Source organism: Janibacter sp. UYMM211 (assembly GCF_040547045.1).
In the GTDB taxonomy this organism is placed as follows: domain Bacteria; phylum Actinomycetota; class Actinomycetes; order Actinomycetales; family Dermatophilaceae; genus Marihabitans; species Marihabitans melonis.
Genome location: NZ_JBEPOY010000001.1, coordinates 687,504 through 706,665, shown reverse-complemented (window position 1 = coordinate 706,665; position 19,162 = coordinate 687,504). Strand labels below are relative to the sequence as shown.

At 73.5% G+C, this 19,162-nt stretch carries 16 protein-coding genes and 1 tRNA gene; 8 read left to right on the top strand and 9 right to left on the bottom strand.

Annotated features, from left to right (window positions below):
- Positions 1-63: 63 nt before the first annotated feature.
- Together ABIB53_RS03155 and ABIB53_RS03150 are read right to left on the bottom strand one after the other, a co-directional pair.
- Complete coding sequence (locus ABIB53_RS03155; RefSeq protein WP_354587094.1) at positions 64-1,383, bottom strand: ABC1 kinase family protein; 1,320 nt, start codon at positions 1,381-1,383, stop codon at positions 64-66.
- Complete coding sequence (locus tag ABIB53_RS03150) at positions 1,383-2,249, bottom strand: hypothetical protein (protein WP_191680490.1); 867 nt, start codon at positions 2,247-2,249, stop codon at positions 1,383-1,385. Before ABIB53_RS03150 ends, ABIB53_RS03155 begins: the two co-directional genes overlap by 1 nt.
- 116 nt (positions 2,250-2,365) lie before the next feature.
- On the opposite strand from ABIB53_RS03150, the gene ABIB53_RS03145 reads away from it, so the two are divergent.
- The gene (locus tag ABIB53_RS03145) at positions 2,366-2,935 is read left to right on the top strand and encodes a M48 metallopeptidase family protein (RefSeq protein ID WP_354587093.1); all 570 of its coding nucleotides are present in this window, start codon (positions 2,366-2,368) and stop codon (positions 2,933-2,935) included.
- Here ABIB53_RS03145 and ABIB53_RS03140 read toward each other — a convergent pair.
- Complete coding sequence (locus ABIB53_RS03140; protein WP_354587092.1) at positions 2,919-3,470, bottom strand: NUDIX hydrolase; 552 nt, start codon at positions 3,468-3,470, stop codon at positions 2,919-2,921. The two genes, ABIB53_RS03145 and ABIB53_RS03140, sit on opposite strands and share 17 nt — an antisense overlap.
- Positions 3,463-4,914: a zinc-dependent metalloprotease gene (locus ABIB53_RS03135; protein ID WP_354587090.1), complete on the bottom strand. Its 1,452-nt coding sequence runs from the start codon at positions 4,912-4,914 to the stop codon at positions 3,463-3,465. Before ABIB53_RS03135 ends, ABIB53_RS03140 begins: the two co-directional genes overlap by 8 nt.
- Positions 4,915-5,001: 87 nt before the next feature.
- On the opposite strand from ABIB53_RS03135, the gene ABIB53_RS03130 reads away from it, so the two are divergent.
- Positions 5,002-6,081, top strand: coding sequence for a YlbL family protein (locus ABIB53_RS03130; RefSeq protein ID WP_354587088.1), 1,080 nt, complete (start codon positions 5,002-5,004; stop codon positions 6,079-6,081).
- 46 nt (positions 6,082-6,127) lie between these two features.
- On the opposite strand, the gene ABIB53_RS03125 is transcribed toward ABIB53_RS03130, so the two are convergent.
- Positions 6,128-6,697 carry a PPA1309 family protein gene (locus tag ABIB53_RS03125; RefSeq protein WP_123092127.1) on the bottom strand — a complete coding sequence of 190 codons (570 nt, stop codon included), beginning with the start codon at positions 6,695-6,697 and terminating at the stop codon, positions 6,128-6,130.
- 82 nt (positions 6,698-6,779) lie between these two features.
- Between ABIB53_RS03125 and ABIB53_RS03120 the strand changes: the two genes are divergently transcribed.
- Complete coding sequence (locus ABIB53_RS03120; protein ID WP_354587087.1) at positions 6,780-9,755, top strand: UPF0182 family membrane protein; 2,976 nt, start codon at positions 6,780-6,782, stop codon at positions 9,753-9,755.
- 176 nt (positions 9,756-9,931) lie between these two features.
- A tRNA-Met gene (locus tag ABIB53_RS03115) sits at positions 9,932-10,008 on the top strand.
- Positions 10,009-10,077: 69 nt separating this feature from the next.
- Here the strand turns inward: ABIB53_RS03115 and ABIB53_RS03110 are convergent.
- The 3 genes from ABIB53_RS03110 to ABIB53_RS03100 all read right to left on the bottom strand — a co-directional run bounded on the left by ABIB53_RS03110 (position 10,078) and on the right by ABIB53_RS03100 (position 12,067).
- Positions 10,078-11,244 (bottom strand): alpha/beta hydrolase, encoded by a 1,167-nt coding sequence (locus ABIB53_RS03110; RefSeq protein ID WP_354587085.1) that lies wholly within the window; start codon positions 11,242-11,244, stop codon positions 10,078-10,080.
- Positions 11,241-11,750 carry a VOC family protein gene (locus ABIB53_RS03105; RefSeq protein ID WP_354587084.1) on the bottom strand — a complete coding sequence of 170 codons (510 nt, stop codon included), beginning with the start codon at positions 11,748-11,750 and terminating at the stop codon, positions 11,241-11,243. The genes ABIB53_RS03110 and ABIB53_RS03105 overlap by 4 nt, the downstream gene beginning before the upstream one ends.
- 116 nt (positions 11,751-11,866) lie before the next feature.
- The gene (locus ABIB53_RS03100; protein ID WP_354587083.1) at positions 11,867-12,067 is read right to left on the bottom strand and encodes a hypothetical protein; all 201 of its coding nucleotides are present in this window, start codon (positions 12,065-12,067) and stop codon (positions 11,867-11,869) included.
- 90 nt (positions 12,068-12,157) lie between these two features.
- On the opposite strand from ABIB53_RS03100, the gene ggt reads away from it, so the two are divergent.
- The 4 genes from ggt to ABIB53_RS03080 all read left to right on the top strand — a co-directional run bounded on the left by ggt (position 12,158) and on the right by ABIB53_RS03080 (position 18,258).
- Positions 12,158-14,020 carry a gamma-glutamyltransferase gene (gene ggt, locus ABIB53_RS03095; RefSeq protein ID WP_354587082.1) on the top strand — a complete coding sequence of 621 codons (1,863 nt, stop codon included), beginning with the start codon at positions 12,158-12,160 and terminating at the stop codon, positions 14,018-14,020.
- A gap of 66 nt (positions 14,021-14,086) precedes the next feature.
- Positions 14,087-15,499: an NAD(P)/FAD-dependent oxidoreductase gene (locus ABIB53_RS03090; protein WP_502914619.1), complete on the top strand. Its 1,413-nt coding sequence runs from the start codon at positions 14,087-14,089 to the stop codon at positions 15,497-15,499.
- Between the two features lie 54 nt (positions 15,500-15,553).
- A complete protein-coding gene (locus ABIB53_RS03085) occupies positions 15,554-16,852 on the top strand; it encodes a M16 family metallopeptidase (RefSeq protein WP_201467499.1) in 1,299 nt (432 codons plus the stop codon).
- Positions 16,849-18,258: a M16 family metallopeptidase gene (locus ABIB53_RS03080; protein ID WP_354587080.1), complete on the top strand. Its 1,410-nt coding sequence runs from the start codon at positions 16,849-16,851 to the stop codon at positions 18,256-18,258. Before ABIB53_RS03085 ends, ABIB53_RS03080 begins: the two co-directional genes overlap by 4 nt.
- Positions 18,259-18,328: 70 nt before the next feature.
- On the opposite strand, the gene ABIB53_RS03075 is transcribed toward ABIB53_RS03080, so the two are convergent.
- Positions 18,329-19,126, bottom strand: coding sequence for an inositol monophosphatase family protein (locus ABIB53_RS03075; protein WP_354587079.1), 798 nt, complete (start codon positions 19,124-19,126; stop codon positions 18,329-18,331).
- Positions 19,127-19,162: the final 36 nt, after the last annotated feature.

Here is a 19,162-nt window from a genome sequence, read left to right as displayed (position 1 = left end):
CGTGCCGGCCGCCCTCGTCGACCCCGTACCGACCCCCGGTGCGGGGTCGACCTGTACCCGGACCTACGCGGGGTCGGCGAAGCCGGGCAGGTAGCGCTCCATGATGGAGCGCGCCGAGACCCGTGCGCCGAGCTGGCAGAGCACGGCGGTGCTGCCGAGGAAGACGCGGTGGACGAGCACGTACTCCGGGGGCAGGTTGAGACGTGCGCCGGTGACGAACTCCCGGCTGCGCATGTCCATCGCCCCGGCGGAGACCTGCTGCAGCCACTCGCGGCTGAAGTGGTGGGTCTCGTGGCTCAACGGCTCGATAAAGGGGCGCAGGTAGCTCAGCAGGTCGTCGGCGTCGATGCGCACACCCGGCCGTACGAAGCCCTCCTCGCGCAGCCCCTCGACGAGGGCCGCGGCGTCGCCCTCGAGGGCGCGCCGGGCCAACCGGCCGACCGCCGGCGGCAGCCCGTCGGGCAGGTGGGCGACCGCCCCGAAGTCGACGACGCCGAGGCGGCCGTCGGGGGTGAGGCGGAAGTTGCCGGGGTGGGGGTCGGCGTGGAGCAGACCCGCACGGGTGGGGGAGCGTACCGCGAGCTCGAGGTAGAGGGTGCCGAGGGAGTCGCGCACCTCCTGGTCCGCCTCGCGGATGATCTGGCTGAGGGGCACGCCGTCGAGCCACTCGGTGACGAGGACGTGCTCGGTGTGCATGACGACGGCCGGGACGGCGACCTCGTCGTCACCGGCGTACGCGTCGGCGAAGGTCTGCTGGTTGCGGGCCTCGAGCGGGTAGTCGAGCTCCTCGTCGGCGCGCTCGAGCAGCTCGGTCGTCGCCGCCTTGACGTCCATGCCCGGGGCGAGGGTGCCCATGACGCGCGCGAGGCGGGCGAGCTGCTGCAGGTCGCTGCGCAGGGCGTAGTCAGCGCCGGGATACTGGATCTTCACGGCGACGGTGCGCCCGTCGTGCCAGGTGCCGCGGTGGACCTGCCCGATCGAGGCCGCGGCCACCGGCTCGGGCGTGAGGTCGCGGATCTGGGTCGTGCGCCAGTCGCGGCCGAGCTCGAGGTCGAGGATGCGGCGCACCTCGGCCTGGTCCATCGGGGGAGCGGCGTCCTGGAGGCGCACGAGCATCTCGCGGTAGGGCTGGACGAGATCCTCGGGCATCGCGGCCTCGAGGACGCTGAGGGTCTGCCCGACCTTCATCGCGCCGCCCTTGAGCGAGCCGAGGACCGCGAAGAGCTGCTCGGCGGTGCGCCGGCGCATCTCCTCGTTGACGACCTCGGCCGACTCCCCGCGGGCACGTCGACCCAGGCCGACGGCACTGCGCCCTGCTGCGCCGAGGGGGATGGAGGCGAGCCGAGCGGTCCGTCGGGCAGCGTTGCGCGGGATCTGAGACATCACGCCCATTGTGACTGCTGGACCTGAGATCCGGCCGCAGGAGAGGTGGCTGATGCGCAGCGCGGGCACGCGGGGTGTCGCTCCCAGTGCCGCCGCTCGAAGCTGGGCCCTGGCGAGCACGCGTCGAGGGACCACCCCGAGGCGCTCGGGCCGTGGGCGAGGACGTCGAGGGCGACCGACGCCGCGATGCCGACGACGAGGCTGCGCACGCACGCGTGCGTCTCGACGGGCACGACCGGTCCGACCCGCGGGCGGCTGATCTGCGCGCGGATCCACGGCCAGGCCGGGTCGAGGTGCACGCGGGTCAGCTCGAGGCACTGCAGGCACGGTCCTTCGCCAGGCACGACGAGCGGCCCGACGCTCGCGTGGTCGGGCCCGCACCACACGGGCAGGTGGGGCACCCGAGCGCGGCGCCAGGGCTCGCCGGCGCCGGCCGGCACGGGGACCGTGCTCGTGATGACGGCGAGGTCGGTGCTCGTCGGGTCGGCGTCCTCGACGCACCGCACGACCTCGCCGATGCCCGCCTCGCGCAGGACGTCGACGAGGTGGGCGGGCACGCTCCCGGCGCCGACGACGACGACGCGGCGCTCGAGCGGCTCGAGGACGCCCTCGGTGTCGAGCACGCCCTGCGCGGCGAAGGCGCGGACGAGCTCGCCCGCGCGCTCGGGGGTCAGCCCGTGCTGCGCCGCGTCGGCGAGGACCTGCTCCTCGCTGCGCGACCCGTCGAGGGTGGTGACCCAGCGGCACTCCGCCGCGCTCACGCCGGTCGCGACGAGCGCGCTGCCGGGGTCGAGACCGAGCTGGATGGACCCGTCGGGGCGCAGCAGGGGGTGGATCGGCCGGGTCAACCGGGGGTGGCGCTCCATGGGTCCTCGTCTCGCCGGGGTGGTTGTCGCAGACTGCCACCGGCCCCGCGCCCGAGGTCCGGGGTTGTCCACACCCCTCGCCCGCGCTGTCGCCGCCGGGCCCTAGGGTCGAGCCCATGGAAGGCTTCGCCGACGTCGAGATCCGCCGCAGCGCGCGCCGGCGCAAGACGGTGTCGGCCCACCGCGACGGCGAGAGCCTCGTCGTCCTCCTCCCGGCCGGCCTCGCCGACCGGGTCGAGCAGCGCTACGTGCGCGAGATGGGCGAGAAGGTCCTGGCCCGCGAGGCCCGACGCCGCCCGAGCGACGTCGACCTCGTCGAGCGGGCGCGTGACCTCTCCCGGCGCTACCTCGAGGGCCGAGCCGTGCCGACGAGCGTGCGCTGGGTGACCAACCAGGGCACCCGGTGGGGGTCGTGCACCCCGAGCCAGGGCACGATCCGGCTCAGCCACCGGCTGCAGGGCATGCCGGGCTACGTGCAGGACTACGTCCTCACCCACGAGCTCGTGCACCTGCTCGTGCCCGGGCACGGGCGCGACTTCTACGCGCTGCTCGACCGGTACCCGTCCTGCGAGCGCGCCCGGGGCTACCTCGAGGGGTGGTCCGGTCGCGACGAGACGGCGTGGGACGACGGGCCCGAGCCGGCGCCCGAGACCGCCGAGGGCGACGGGGTCAGCCCACCCGCCTGAGCGCGGCGGCGACCAGGGGGTCGAGCTCGCCGGCCGAGTCCGCCGGCATCGCCCGCACCGGCCACCACGCGAGGTCGAGCGACTCCTCGCTGCGGATCTCGCGCGCGTCCTGCGCGGCGACGGCGACGTAGCGCACGTCGAGGTGCTCGCGGCACCGCCCGAAGGACCCGACGAGCTCGTGCCGGTCGAGATGGACCGGCTCGGGGTGCAGGGTCAGCTGGTCGGCGGGCAGCCCGGACTCCTCGACCGCCTCGCGGAGCGCGCCGGCGAGCACGTCGGCGTCACCCGGCTCGAGGTGGCCGCCGAGCTGGAACCACCGGTGCGCCTTGCCGTGGAGCGTGAGCAGCGCCGAGGTGAGCGTCGCGTCGAGGACGAGCACGCCGACGGTGAAGTGCTCCGGCGGCCCGTCGCGCAGCACGGCGTCCGGGTGGGCGGCGAGGTGCTCGAGGTAGTCGCGGCGCAGCTGCTCCTGCGCCTCGTCGGGCGCCTGCCAGGTGCGCAGGACCCGCTCGAGGTCGGTCGCGAGGTCAGCCACCGGTGCGGCCGTCACCCTCGCCGTCGCCCTCCCCGCGGGTCTCGGCGTCGAGCAGGGCGGCGAGCTCGGCGTCCATGTCGATGCCACCGGTGACGTCCTGCGCCCCGGAGGTCGAGCCGGTGCTGCGCTCGACGTAGCCGAGGACGTCGTCGAGGTCGGCGCCCGTCGGGGCGACGTCCGGGTGGGCCCAGGCCGCGTCACGGGCCGAGGCGCCGCCGGCGTCCTCGAGGGCGGCGAAGAGGTTCGCCGCGTCGCGCAGACGGCGCGGCCGCAGCTCGAGCCCGACGAGGGTGGCGAAGGTCCGCTCCGCCGGCCCACCGGTCGCCCGCCGCCGGCGCACGGTCTCGGCGAGGGCGTCGGTGCTCGGCAGGTGCGCGCCGCCGGCCCGGGCGGTGACGACGTCGACCCACCCCTCGATGAGGGCGAGCCAGGTCTCGAGACGGGTGAGTGCGGCCTTCTGGGCCGGCGAGGGTGTCGGGCGGAAGAGGTCGCTGCCGAGCGCCTGCTGCATCCCGCCGACGTCCTGCGGGTCGAGCTCGGCGACCGCGCGGTCGATCGCGCTCGTGTCGATGGCGATGCCCCGGGCGTACTCCTCGACCGCGGTGAGGATCTGCGGGCCGAGCCACGGCACGTCGGTGAAGAGGCGCATCCGGGCGGTCTCGCGCAGGGCGAGGTGCAGCCACACCTCGTCGACCGGCACGTCGAGGCCGTCGGCGACCTGGGCGATGTTCGCCGGCAGGAGCGCGACGCGGTCGGTGAGCAGGGGGATGCCCACCTCCGTGCCGCTCACCGTGCTCGTCGCGAGCGCGCCGACGGCCTGCCCGACCTGGGCCGTGACGAGCGCGCTGCCCATCCGGTTGATCATCGGCGTGAGCTGCCCGGCGAGCGCGAGCGGGTTGGTGCCCGGGGGCACGCCGAGCGCGCTGAGGTCGGGGGCGTCCGGACCGGTCAGCTGGGCGGTCATCGAGTCGCGGATCGCGCCGGAGACGCCGTCGGCGACCGGCTCGACGACGCGCGCCCACGTGCCGATCGTCTCCTCGACCCACGTCGAGCGCGACATCGCGGTGCCGGTGAGGGCGGGCGCCTCGAGGTCGGTCACCTCGTCGAGCCACAGCTGTGCGACGCGGACGGCCTGCTCGGCCAGCGCGACCTCGCGCTCGCCGACGCTGACGTCGCCCTCGGCCCGGGCGGCCTCGCAGGCCGCCGCCGTCGCGGCGGCGAGGTCGACCCCCTTCGCCGTGGCGGTGGGGCTGAACATCGCGCGCATCTGGTCGGCCATCGCACGCACGGCCGACGGGTCGGCGTCGGCGATGCCCATGGCGTTGAGCTGACGGGCCACCTCGGGGGGCAGCGGGGCGCCCCCGGTGAGCTCGCGGAAGATCGCGGCGATCTCCTCGGGCAGCTCGTCGTCGGGTCCGGTACCGGGGTCCACGGGGTCTGTCACGGTGCCTCCTTAGGATGGCGTCGACGTAGAACCCAACCACGGGCGCCGACCAAAGGTTCCCGCACCCCCTGACGATCCGGAGCCAGCATGATCGACACCCGACGCGTGGACGATCTCGCGTGGCGGGTGATGCGGTGGTCGATGGTGCTCCTCTGCGTCTCCCTCGTCCTCGCGACCATCCGCGTCCCGTACGCGATCGAGGCCCCCGGCCCGGTGAGCGACACCCTCGCCTCGCGCGGCGAGGGCAGCTCGGCCCAGCGCGTCGTCGACGTCGAGGGGCACCGGACGTACCCGACCTCGGGGCACCTCTACTTCACGACGGTCACCGTCCAGGGCGGGCCGGAGGAGCACATCACCCTGTGGGAGTGGGTGCTCGGCAAGGTCGACCGCGACGCGAAGGTCGTGCCCGAGCAGACCGTCTTCGGCACCGGGCGCTCCGAGGAGGAGATCCAGCAGCTCAACGCCGCCGAGATGCAGGGCTCGCAGAAGAGCGCGATCGCGGTGGCGCTGCGCAGCACCGGCGAGGACGTGCCCCAGGACAACGTCGTCGCCTCTATCGCGGGCGACCTGCCTGCCGACGGTCGGCTCGAGCTCAAAGACGAGGTGACCGCCGTCGACGGCGTCACCACCGAGCACGTGAGCGACGTCGTCGCGGCGATCTCGGACCGCGAGCCCGGCGAGGACGTGCGCCTCACCGTGCGCCGCAAGGGCGCCGAGCGCGAGATCACCCTGCGCACGGCCGACCTCGGAGGCGGGCGGGCCGGGATCGGGGTCGGTCTCGAGCCGCTCTTCGACTACCCCTACGAGGTGCGCATCGACGCCGGCGAGGTCGGAGGCCCGAGCGCGGGCACGATGTTCGCGCTCGCCGTGCGCGATCTCGTCACCCCGGGGGAGATGACCGGCGGGCGCTCGGTCGCCGGCACCGGCACGATCGACGACTCCGGCCAGGTCGGCCCCATCGGCGGCATCCGGCAGAAGATGATCGGCGCCCGGGACGCGGGGGCGCAGTACTTCCTCGCCCCGACGGACAACTGCGACGAGGTCGTCGGGCACGTGCCTGACGGGCTCACCGTCCTCGAGGTCGACGACTTCGACGCGGCGGTCGACGCCGTCGAGGGAGCGGCGAAGGGGGAGGTCGACGACCTCCCGTCCTGCGGCACCCGCTGAAGGTCGGTCCCGACGCGGCTGCCCTCGGGGGTCAGCCCTGCGGGCTTCAGTCCTCGAGCGTCGCGCGCAGCGCGTGGACGAGCCCGGGGGCGATGTCCTCGCCGGTGGCCACGCGGTCGTCGCTGTCGTTCGAGCGCTGACGCAGCAGGCAGATGGCACGTCCGTCACGGTGGACCGCGACGAGCAGACGGATGTCCTCGCGCTCGGGGTGCTGGGCCAGCTGCTCGGTCGCGGCGACGGGGTCCGAGGGCAGGTCGCGCTCGGCGCCCGCCGGGACGACGACACGCTCGAGGGCGATGGCCGCCCCGTGCACGGTCTCGGGCCAGGCGAGGCGGCCGAGGAGCGACTCGACGTCGCTCGTGCGGGCCACGCCCTCCTGCTCGATGGCGGTGAGCGAGCCGGGCAGCACGTCGGTGACGTCCATGGAGTCCCGCAGGCTCGGCTCGGCGGCGACGAGCTCGGCCGTCTCGACGAGCGCGAAGAGCCTCGGCGGCTGGTCCCAGCCGCCCTCGGCCACGTGGCGCTCGGTCTCGAGGGCGCACCGGGCGAGGGGCTCGGTCGTCGGCTCGGAGGGCTTGTCAGCGGTCGGCGAAGGGGTGTCAGGCACGGATGACATGCTGCCGCACGGGCGCCCAGGTCCGGTAGGTAGGTTGGGCCCCGCCACGACCGATGGGGTCGCGACGATCACGAGGTGACCGATGAGCACGCAGCAGCCACCCGAGGACGGGGACGCCCCGACCGGTCGTGAGGGCGGGGCCGCCGCGGCGCCCTCGTCGATGCGCACACGAGGCCTGAGGGTCCTCGCCGTCCTCGCCGCGCTCGTCGTGGCCGTGCTCGTCATCACCTCGATCTGGACCGAGGCCCTGTGGTTCGACGCCCTGGGCTACAGCGGCGAGTGGTGGAGCCGCATCCGCACGCAGACCCTGCTCTTCGTGCTCGGCGGGCTGCTCATCGCGCTCCCGCTGGCCGCGAGCCTCGTCATCCCCTTCCGCTCCCGGCCGATGAGCTGGCCGACGTCGCCGGGGGAGCAGGCGCTGTCGCAGTACCGCCAGGTCATCGCCCCCCTGCGCCGGCACATCGCCATCGGCGTGCCGCTGCTCTTCGGCCTCATGGGCGGCCTCACCGCCGCCGGGCAGTGGCAGCAGTGGCTGCTCTGGCGCAACGGCGCGGCGACCGGCGTCACCGACCCGCAGTTCGGCCGCGACCTCGCCTACTACCTCTTCGGCCTGCCCTTCTACTCCTTCGTCGTCGGCTACCTCACCGTCGTCGCGATCTGCTGCCTCGTGGCGGCAGCCTTCGCGCACTACATCTACGGGGGCCTGCAGCCGCCGGGCCGCGGGCGCTCGACGCGGGCCGCCTTCCTCCACCTCGCCGTCGTCGGCGCCGTCCTCGCGCTGCTGCGCGGCGTCTCCTACGTCCTCGACGCGCACTCCCTGACGACGCACGAGACCTCCGTGCTCACCGGTGTCGGCTACACCGACGCCAACGCCGTGATCCCCGCGAAGTACATCCTCGCCGTCGCGGCGGTCATCTGCGCCGGGCTCTTCTTCGCCGCGGTGCGCAGCCGCAGCTGGCGCCTGCCGGTCATCGGCGTCGCGACGCTCGTCGGCCTGTCGATCATCGTCGGCAACATCTACCCGGCGCTCGTCGAGACCTACCGCGTCACCCCGTCGCGCTCCTCGCTCGAGCAGCCCTACCTGCAGCACAACATCGACTCGACGCGCGCCGCGTACGACGTCGCCGGTGTCGAGACCGAGGAGTACGACGCCGTCTCCGAGATCTCCGCCGGTCAGCTGCGCCAGGACGCGGCGACGATCCCGGGCATCCGTCTGCTCGACCCGAACGTCGCGGCCCCGACCTTCCAGCAGCTGCAGGCCCAGCAGCCGTACTACTCCTTCCCCGAGGACCTCGACGTCGACCGCTACGACATCGACGGCGAGTCCACGGACACCGTCGTCGGGGCGCGCGAGCTCGACCTGTCGAAGCTCCCTGCGGACCGGCGCGACTGGGTCAACGACCACACCGTCTACACCCACGGCTACGGCCTCGTCGCGGCGAAGGGGTCCGAGGTCTCGGGCAGCGGGACCCCGGCGTGGTTCGACCTCTCCGAGGTCGAGGAGTACGAGCCGCGGATCTACTTCGGCGAGCGGATGAACCAGTTCTCCATCGTCGGCGGCGACGAGGGCGCACCCGCCCGCGAGGTCGACCGCCCGTCGGGCGGCGAGGAGGGGCGCTACACCTACACCGGTGACGGCGGCGTGTCCATCGGCTCCCCCCTTCGCCAGGCCGCCTTCGCGATCACCCATCGCGACCTCAAGTTCGTCCTGTCCGACGCCGTCGGCAGCCAGTCGCGCCTGCTCGAGCACCGCACGCCCAAGGAGCGCGTCGCCCGCGTCGCGCCGTGGCTCACGCTCGACAACGACCCCTACCCGACCGTCGTCGACGGCCGGATCCAGTGGGTCGTCGACGGCTACACGACGTCGCGCACCTACCCCTACGCGAGCCGCTTCAGCGTCTCCGGGGTGCAGGAGGGCACGGTCTCGTCCGTGGAGACCCAGCGGGCGGCGGCGATCAACGCCGACCGGATCAACTACATGCGCAACTCGGTCAAGGCCACGGTCGACGCCTACGACGGCACCGTGACCCTCTACCGCTGGGACGAGCAGGACCCGGTGGCCTCCGCCTGGGACAAGGCCTTCCCGGGGCTGATGAAGCCGCGCTCGGAGATCAGCGGCGACCTCATGTCGCACCTGCGCTACCCGGAGGACCTCTTCCGGATGCAGCGCGCGGTGCTCGCGGAGTACCACGTGACCTCTGCCGGCGACTTCCGCGCCGGTCAGGACCGCTGGCGCGTGCCGAGCGACCCGACGGTCCTCGCCGAGAAGAAGGTCGCCCAGCCGCCGTACTTCCTCACGATGGCGATGCCGAGCCAGCAGGAGGCCTCGTGGTCCCTCACCTCGACGTACATCCCCAATGGCGACCGCGACGTCATGGCGGGCTACCTCGCCGTTGACTCCGACGCCGGTGACATCGCGGGCAAGCCGGCCTCCGGGTACGGCCAGCTGCGGATGCTCGCGGTGCCGCGCTCGACGACGGTGCCCGGACCGGGGCAGGTGCAGAACGACATCGCGAGCAGCTCGGTCAAGGGCGCCGACACCGACCAGACGCTCACCGACTACCTCAACAACAACAACCGCGGGTCGAGCAAGGTGCTCCTGGGCAACCAGATGACCCTGCCCGTCGGCGAGGGCTTCCTCCACGTCGAGCCGGTCTACCTCTCCGGCACGAACGAGAACTCCTACCCCTCGATGCGCGTCGTCATCGTCTCCTTCGGCGGGCGGATCGCCTGGGCGCGCACGCTCGAGGGTGCGCTCGACCAGCTCTTCGAGGGCGACTCCGGCGCCGACGCCCCGAGCGGCGGCGACGACGGGGGCACGGAGCCGCCGAAGGGGGAGCAGGAGCCGACGGGTCCGCTCACCTCGAAGGAGCGGGCGCTGCGCGCGGCGATCGAGGACATGCAGGGCGCCTACCAGCGCGGTCAGGAGGCGCTGAAGAAGGGCGACCTCGAGGCCTACGGCAAGGCCCAGGCCGACCTGCGCAAGGCGCTCACCGAGGCCGCCCGCAACCAGCCCGGCGGCGGCTCCGCGACCCTCGACGAGTCCGCCGCGAGCTGAGTCCTCGCTGGTCGAGGTGCGAGCGCCGGCGAGCCGGTCTTCGCTGGTCGAGGTGCGAGCGCCGGCGAGCCGGTCTTCGCTGGTCGAGGTGCGAGCGTCAGCGAGCCTCGAGACCACCGCCTCGGACCTCGATTTGGCCCAGCGGACGCAGACGCGTAACCTTGGCAGAGCAACGACGCGGGGTGGAGCAGTTCGGTAGCTCGCCGGGCTCATAACCCGGAGGTCGCAGGTTCAAATCCTGCCCCCGCTACCACCCGCGAAGGGCCCGGACCATCTGGTCCGGGCCCTTCGTCGTGCTCCCGCGCCTCGCGGCACCGGGCGGTCAGACGGCGAGAGCCGTGGCGCCCGAGGCGTACGCGTGGCTGGCCTCGACGATCCCTCGCACGACGGCGAGCTCGGCCTCGTCACGCGGCCCGAAGACCACCATGAAGCCTGGCGAGAGCCGGGTGCCGGCCCACATGTGCGGGCGACCCCACCCCTTCGCCGAGACATCCGCGGCGAGATCGGCCGGGAGCACGAGGTGCATCGACCCGTCGTGCGCCGGGTGCAGGTGGGCGAACTCGCCGACCTCCGCCACGAGGTAGGCCTGCGGGTCGGCCGAGCCCTCGTGCAAGACGAGACCGCGGGCGCCGGGGACCGAGATCCGGGACGGGCCGGTCTCGACGCCGCGGAGCGAGCGCAGGTGCTCGTAGAGCCTCTCCTGCAGCTCGACCGGAGCCGTCTGCGACTCCTGCTGCTGCGGGATGGTCCAGCTCACCGCGGGGCGCGGGCCCGTGCGGTGGGGCAGCTCGCCGCCGAGGGTCGGCCAGGTCGGTGCCGGACGGGTGCCGGCCTCGACCTCTCCCTGGTGGATGACGTGTCCGAGCCGGTGGGCGACCCATTCGGCGAGCCGGTGCACGACCTCGGCGGTCAGCTGGTGGCCGCCGGGCTGGCGCAGCGCCACGGTCGGGGCGCCGGACTCGGACAGGAGGTACTGCCAGGTCCGGTCGAGCAGCTCGCCGGGGATGACGTGGTCCGCGTCCCCCTGCGCGACGAAGACCGGCAGGTGGGCGAGCTGGCCGGGGTCGGTGCTCAGGCCGGCGTCGAAGGGCAGGGTGCCGTAGAGGACCGCCGCGCCGGCGTACCGCGCCGGGTCGGCGAGCACGAGCGCGCCCGCGAAGGCCGCGCCCCCGCTGAAGCCGACGAGGACGACGGGGCGTCCGGCGGGGGCGACCTCGTCGAGCCACCGACGGAACCACGTGGTCGTCTCGCGCAGCGACCCGGCCTGGGGCCGCCCGATGCCGCGGTTGGCGAACCACGCGTAGCCGCCGCCCTCGGCGATGGGGGCGCGGACCGCCGCGTAGGCCACGCCGGTCGGCAGGTGCGGCGCCAGCGCGAGGATCTGCTGCTCGTCCGAGCCGCGGCCGTGCAGCAGCACGACGAGCGGGGCGGCCGGGTCGGTGGACCCGTGGGTCGCGACGACGGGAGGGGCGAAGGGGGTCGCGCTCACGCCACGTCCACCGGGACGAGCTCGGCGGCGGTCTGCACTCCCGCCCAGCGGGCGACGTCGGCGTCGAGGTCGAGGCGCTCGACCGGGGCGCTGTCCTCGAAGTCGCCCCAGCTCGCGCGGGGGAGCATCCACATGATCTCGAACTCGTTGCCGTCGGGGTCGGCGCCGTAGACGCTCTTCGTCGCGCCGTGGCTCGACTCACCGGTGTACGCACCGAGCTCCAGCAGCGTCGTGCGGGCCTGTGCCAGCTCGTCGATCGTGTCGAGCTGCCAGGCGAGGTGGTACAGACCGATCGACCCGCGGGGGCGGGGCGGCTGCTGCCCGACCCCGAAGAGACCGAGGTCGTGGTGGTTGCCCGATCGGGGGAGGCGCAGGAAGGCCGCCTCGGCGCGGGGCTCGCGGGCCATGACGACCATGCCGAAGGCACGGGAGTAGAAGTCGACGCTGCGCTCGAGGTCGGCGACGAAGAGCACGGCGTGGTTGAGGCGGACGGGGCTGACGGTCATGGTGCGGTCCTTCGGGTCGCTGACGGTTGTTGCTCTAACCAACAGCGTACCCGAAGAAGTTGTTCCTTCAACAATCACCGATTCGATCCGACCCGACCCGACCCGGCCCGGCCCGCTCAGTCGATGTCGAAGATCGAGCGGTGGTTGTAGAAGTGCAGGATGTGCGCGCAGCGGGTGCAGATCATCATCGTCACCTTGTGCGTCGTGAAGCCCCAGCGGGAGTCGCTCTTGGCGACCTCCTTCTGGAAGCTCGTGCCGCTGCACAGCGGGCAGACCAGCTGGGGTGGGTTCGTCGGGTGCTCGTGACCGATCTTCATCCCCGCATCCTGCACCGCTCGTCGGCCCCCGGAGGCGAGATCGGGTGACCTGGGCCACGATGGAGACCCCGCGTCATCACAGGAGCTGACATGGCCGAGATCTCCCGTCGTACCGTCCTCACCGCGACCGGGGCGGGCGCCGTCGGCGCGCTCGCCGCCCCCGCTGCGGGAGCCGCGCCGGCACCCCCTTCGTCCCGCCGTCACCGCCCCCACCACCCGCGGCCGGTCCCCGAGCCGCTCAAGGTGCCCGAGGCGATCGGGTCCGGGGGAGCGGTGTCGAGCGTCGACCCCTACGCGAGCGAGGTGGGCATCCAGGTCCTGCGCTCGGGCGGCAACGCCGTCGACGCCGCGATCGCCATGGCGGCCACCCTCGGCGTCACCGAGCCGTACTCGTGCGGGCTGGGCGGCGGCGGGTTCCTCGTCTACCACCAGACCCGCACCGGGCGGACGTGGACGATCAACGGGCGCGAGACGGCGCCCGCGAGCTTCACCGACACCTCGCTCACCGACGGGGCCGGCACCGCCCTCCCCTTCGACGCGACGGTGAGCTCCGGGCTGTCCGTCGGCGTCCCCGGCACCCCGCTGACCTGGGAGGTCGCGGCCCGCCAGTTCGGCCGGCGCAGCCTGCGCCAGCTGCTGCGCCCCGCCGAGGAGCTCGCCCGTCGCGGCTTCGTCGTCGACGCGTACTACCGCAGCCACACCGAGTCCAACGAGGAGCGCTTCCGCCGCTTCCCCGAGACCGCGCGGGTCTACCTGCCCGGCGGGCGGGTCCCCGACGTCGGCGACACGATGCGCAACCCCGATCTCGCCGACACCTATGCCCTCATCCGTCGTCACGGCGTCGGCGAGCTCTACCGCGGGCGGGTTGCCCGGGCGATCGTCGACGAGGTGCGCAACCCCACGACCGCGCCGGGCGTCGACGTCTACCGCGGGCAGCTGACGATGCGCGACCTCGAGCGCTACCGGGCGCCGGTCCAGGCCCCGACCCGGGTGCGCTACCGCGACCACGACGTGCGCGGCATGGACGTCCCGAGCTCGGGCGGCATCGCGGTCGGCCAGATCCTGCTCCTCATGCGCGCCTACGAGGAGCGCACCGGGCGACGGGTGCGCGACCTGCCCGAGGCCGACTACTACCACTGGTTCTCCGAGGCGAGCGCCACCGCCTTCGCCGACCGCAACCGCTACGTCGGCGACGTGCCCGGCGTCCCGGTCGACGAGCTGCTCTCGGCCGGCTACGCCCGCGAGCGCGCGCTGCTCTTCGACCCGCAGCGGGCGATGGCCCGGCCCGTCCCCTTCGGCTCGCCCGACGGCGACTACGACGACGCCCCCGGCGGGGGCGGCCGCCAGGGTCAGCCCACCCAGGGCCAGTCGACGACCCACCTCAACGTCGTCGACCGGTGGGGCGACGTCGTCTCGTACACGCTGACGATCGAGCAGACCGGCGGCTCGGGCATCACCGTGCCCGGCTACGGCTACCTGCTCAACAACGAGCTCACCGACTTCGACTTCGTGCCGCTCACCCCGGGCGTGCCCGACCCCAACCTGCCCGGTCCCGGCAAGCGACCGCGCTCGTCGATGAGCCCGACGGTCGTCCTGCGCGACGGGCGCCCGGAGGTCACAGCGGGCACGCCCGGTGGCGCGACGATCATCACGAGCGTCGCCCAGATCCTCCTGGGCTACCTCGACCGCGACCTCGACCTCGTCGACGCCATCGCGGCGCCCCGGCTCAGCTCGCGCAACGCCGCCGAAGGGGCGGACCTGGGTCTGGCGACGAGCCCGGTCGGGGTGGAGCTCACCGCCCGCGGTCACCGGCTCTCGCCGCAGCGCTGGATCGGCAACGCCTCGGGGGTGGCGGTCGAGGGACGCTCCCTCGTCGCGGCCGCTGAGACGGTGCGCGGGGACGGCGGGGCGGCCCGGGTCGTGCGCGGTCGTCGTGGCCACGGACGGCACTAGGCGGCCGACCGAAGGGTGGACAGCGAGGAGCCGCCGTTTCGTCGCCAGGAGAGGGAGGCGGGCACAATGGATGGGGTGAACGCACGTACTGGCCGGCACCGTGTCGTCATCATCGGATCGGGCTTCGGCGGTCTCTTCACCGCCAAGGCGCTCGCTCGCGCCGATGTCGACGTCACCCTCGTCTCGCGCACCTCCCACCACCTCTTCCAGCCGCTGCTCTACCAGGTGGCGACGGGCATCCTCTCCGAGGGCGACATCGCCCCGACGACGCGTGACGTGCTCGCCCACCAGGGCAACGTCGAGGTCCTGCTCGGCGACGTGCACGCGATCGACGTCGAGGCCCGCACGGTGACCCACCGTGCCGTCGGCCGGGACACGACGACGCCGTACGACAGCCTCGTCATCGCCGCCGGCGCGGGGCAGTCCTACTTCGGCAACGACCACTACGCGCGGCACGCGCCGGGCATGAAGGACATCGACAACGCGCTCGAGCTGCGCGGCCGGATCTTCGGGGCCTTCGAGCTCGCCGAGCTCGCCGAGGACCCAGCGGAGCGCGAGCGGCTGCTCACCTTCGTCGTCGTCGGCGCCGGCCCGACCGGTGTCGAGATGGCCGGCCAGATCGCCGAGGTCTCGCAGCGCACCCTCAAGCGCGAGTTCCGCCGGATCGACCCGCACGACGCCCGCGTCGTGCTCCTCGACGCGGCGCCGAAGGTGCTGCCGACCTTCGGGGACCGACTCTCCGAGAAGGCGCGCAGCAGCCTCACCAAGCGCGGCATCGACGTCCAGCTCGGGGCGAAGGTCGTCGACGTCGACGAGACCGGCATCGAGGTCGAGGACGAGGGTGGCGAGCGCCGTCGCATCGACGCCATGACGAAGGTGTGGGCGGCCGGCGTCTCCGGGTCCCCGCTCGGGCGCATGGTCGCCGAGCAGACCGGCGCCGAGGTCGACCGCGCGGGCCGCGTGCACGTCGAGGACGACCTCACCGTGCCCGGTCACCCCGAGATCTTCGTCATCGGCGACATGGTCAACCTCAAGGGCTACCCGGGCGTCGCCCAGCTCGCGATCCAGGGCGGGCGCTACGCGGCCGACCAGATCGTGCGGCGTCTCGAGGGCAAGGCGGCGGCCGACCCCTTCGTCTACCGCGACAAGGGCTCGATGGCGACGATCTCGAAGTTCTCCGCCGTCGCCTCCGTCGGCAAGATCAACTTCAGCGGCTTCATCGCCTGGATGGCGTGGCTCGCCGTGCACCTCATGGCGATGGTCGGCTTCAAGACGCGCGTGTCGACGTTGCTCAACTGGTTCATCACCTTCTTCGGCGACAGCCGCGGCGAGCGCGTCATGACGATGCAGCAGGTCTTCGCGCGCAACGCGATGGACGACCTCGGGCACGAGGCGGCCTACCCGCGCATGCCGCGCGTCGGTGAGGAGCGGGACGACCGCGACGGCCGCGCCGAGGGCGGGGCCGGCTCCGCCGCCTGAGCCCGGCCCGTCCTGGCGGGCGGGTGGCCCAGGGGCGGCGTCTAGGGTGACGCCATGCCCCTGGACTACCCGATCGAGACGAGGACGCTCGGCAACGGGCTGCGCGTCGTCGTCCAGCCCGACCACACGAGCCCGACCGTCACCGTCAACCTCTGGGTGGGCGTCGGCAGCCGCCACGAGGCGCCCGGCCGCACCGGCTTCGCGCACCTCTTCGAGCACCTGATGTTCCAGGGCAGCGCGCACGTCGCCGAGGGCGAGCACTTCCAGGCGCTCATGGGCGTCGGCGGGCGGCTCAACGCGACGACGTGGTTCGACCGCACGAACTACTTCGAGACGGTGCCGACGGGGGCGCTCGAGCTCGCACTGTGGCTCGAGGGCGACCGGCACGCCGCGCTCCTGGCCGCCGTGACGCAGGAGGCGCTGGACAACCAGCGCGACGTCGTCAAGGAGGAGAAGCGTCAGCGCTACGACAACCAGCCCTACGGGCAGGCGATGACGACGGTGTACGAGACGGTCTTCCCGCAGGGTCACCCCTACCACCACCCGACGATCGGGTCGATGGAGGACCTCGACGCCGCCTCGCTCGAGGACGTCCACGCGTTCTTCCGGGCGCACTACGCGCCGGACAACACCGTGCTCACGCTGTGCGGCGACGTCACGCCCGAGCGCGGCTTCGAGCTCGCGCAGCGCTACCTCGGGTGGGTCGAGCACCGCGCCGAGCCGCGAAGGGAGCCCCTCGCCCAGCTCGAGCCGCTCACCTCTCCCGTGCGCCACGAGATCACCGAGGCCGAGGTGCCCAACGACCGGCTGCACCTCGCCTTCCGGCTGCCGGCCGAGTCGGGGCGGTCCCGGCGGGACTTCCTCGCGTGCTCCGTCGCGCTCGACTGCCTCGCGGGCCTGAGCTTCTCGCCGCTGGAGCAGCAGCTCGTGCGCGAGCAGGGCAGCGCCAACCACGTGCAGTCGACGGCGATGGGCTTCGTCGACGGGGTGAGCCTCGGGCTCGTCGTCGCCGACATCGCCGACGGCGCCTCCCTCGACGAGGTCGAGACGAGCATCTGCGAGGAGCTCGAGCGCTTCGCGCAGGAGGGGCCGACCGCTGCGCAGATGGACGCCGTGCTGGCGCAGACGGAGCGGGCGTGGCTCTCCGCGCTCGCCGCGAAGGACGAGCGGGCCGACATCATCTGCCACTACACCTCGCTGCACGACGACCCCGAGCACATCAACACCTTCCTCGACGAGGCAGCGGCGATCACCGCCGAGGAGGTGCGCGCGGCGGCGGCCCGGTGGTTGCGACCGCAGGCGCGCGCCGTCGTCGCCTACCGCACGAGCGCCGGCACGGAGGTGGCCGCATGAGCACCGAGCAGACGAGTGCTGACCAGACGAGCACCGAGCACAGCACCCAGCAGCCGACCGCGCAGCCGGGGCGGCCCGAGGTCGCGGCCGCGGGGGAGTGGACCTTCCCCGAGCCGCGCGTGCGCGAGCTGCCCAACGGCCTCACCGCGCTCGTCCTCGACGTGCCCGGTCAGTACGTGACGTCCGTGCGCCTCACCCTGCCGCTCCCCCTTCGCGCCGAGCCGCGTGAGCTCGAGGGCGTCGCGTGGGTCATGGCCGGGCTGCTCGACGAGGGCACCCAGCAGCACGACCAGCGCGAGCTCTCCGAGATGCTCGAGCGGCTCGGCGTCGGGATCGGCGCGGGCATGAGCGAGGGCTCGCTCGGGGTCGACCTCGACGTGCCGCAGCGGCACCTCGGCGAGGCGCTCACCCTCATGACCGAGATCGTGCGCGAGCCGGCCTTCGCGCCGGGCGAGGTCACCCGGGCGGTGCGTACGCGGCTGCAGGACATCGAGCAGGAGCGCGCGTCGGCGCCGCACCGCGCGATGCGTCAGCTCGCCGCGACGTACTACGACCCGCAGACCCGTGCCAGCCGCCCCGGCGCGGGGTCGGCGCAGAGCGTCGCCGCGATCACCCGTGACGACGTCGTCGCCTTCCACCGCGAGCACGTCCACCCCCACGGCGGCACCGTCGTCGTCGCCGGGGACCTCACCGACGTCGACGTCGACGGCCTGCTCGAGGCCAGCCTCGGCTCGTGGACGACGCCCGGCCCGGCGCAGGAGTGGGAGCGCGTGCCCGCCCCGCGGTCGCAGGACGCCGCCCGGGTCGTGCTCGTCGACCGCCCCGGCTCGGTGCAGTCCGAGCTCATCCTCGCGACATCCGGCCCGGACCGCCGGGCACCGCGGTGGCCGGCCTTCCCGGTGCTCGGATACGTCATAGGCGGTGCCCCCAACGCCCGGATCGACGCCGTCCTGCGCGAGGAGAAGGGCTACACCTACGGCATCCGCAGCGGCTTCCGCCCGCGCCAGGTCGGCGGCACCTTCGTCGTCTCCGGGTCGGTGCGCGCCGACGCGACGGTCGACTCCCTCCGCCTGCTCGACGAGATCCTGCGCGGCGTCGCCGACGGGGTGACCCCGGTCGAGGCGACGTCGGGGGTGGACTTCATGACGCTCACCGCGCCGGGTCGGTACGCGACCGCCGACGCTCTCGCCGACGAGCTGGCCCATCTCGCGGCCGACGGGCTCCCGCTCACCTTCACCTCCGACACGGTCGCCGCGATGCGCCGGCTCACGCCGGAGGACCTCGACGCCGCGTGGCGCGAGGACGTGGGCAGCGACTGGACCGTCGTCGTCGTCGGCGACGCCTCGGCGTACCGCGACGAGGTCGAGGCGCTCGGCATCGGTCCCGTGAGCGTCGTCCCCGCCTGACGCCGCCTACCCCTCCGGCTACCACGCAGTACTGGTCGTGATCACCACCAGTACTGCGTGGTAGCTCGCGTTAGGACTCGTCGGGGGCGAGACGGTCGAGGTAGGCGTCGTGGAGCAGGCCGTTCGTCGCCAGCGCGTTGCCGCCCCACGGGCCGTCCTCGCCCTCGAGCGAGGTGAAGCGCCCGCCGGCCTCGGTGACGATCGCGACGAGCGCCCCCATGTCGTAGAGCTCGAGCTCGGGCTCCGCGGCGGCGTCGACCGCGCCCTCGGCGAGGAGCATGTAGGACCAGAAGTCCCCGTACGCCCGCGTGCGCCACACCTCGGAGGTCAGCCGCAGGAAGGACATGCCGCGTCCGGCCTCGCGCCACCCGTCGATCGAGGAGTACGAGAAGGAGCTGTCGGAGACCTCGCCGACCTTCGAGACGTGGATCTGCTCGGCCTTGGCCAGCGAGCGACCGGACCACGCGCCGGCACCCTTCGCCGCCCACCAGCGTCGGCCGAGGGCGGGGGCCGAGACCAGGCCCATGACGCACTCGCCGTCCTCGACGAGCCCGATGAGCGTGGCCCACACGGGCACGCCCCGCACGTAGTTCTTCGTGCCGTCGATGGGGTCGATGACCCACTGCCGCTTGCCGTGCCCGGTCGGCTCGAACTCCTCGCCGATGACGGCGTCGCGGTTGCGGTAGCGCGAGAGCTGGGAGCGGATCGTCGCCTCGCAGTCGCGGTCGGCCTGGGTCACCGGGGTGAGGTCGGGCTTGGACTCGACGACGAGGTCGCTGGCGCGGAAGCGCCCCATGGTGATCGGCTCGACCTGGTCGGCGAGCACGTGCGCCAGGCGCAGGTCGTCTCCGTAGGGGCTGGGATCCATGCCGGTCAACGTAGCCGACGGGCGGCCCCGTCCCCG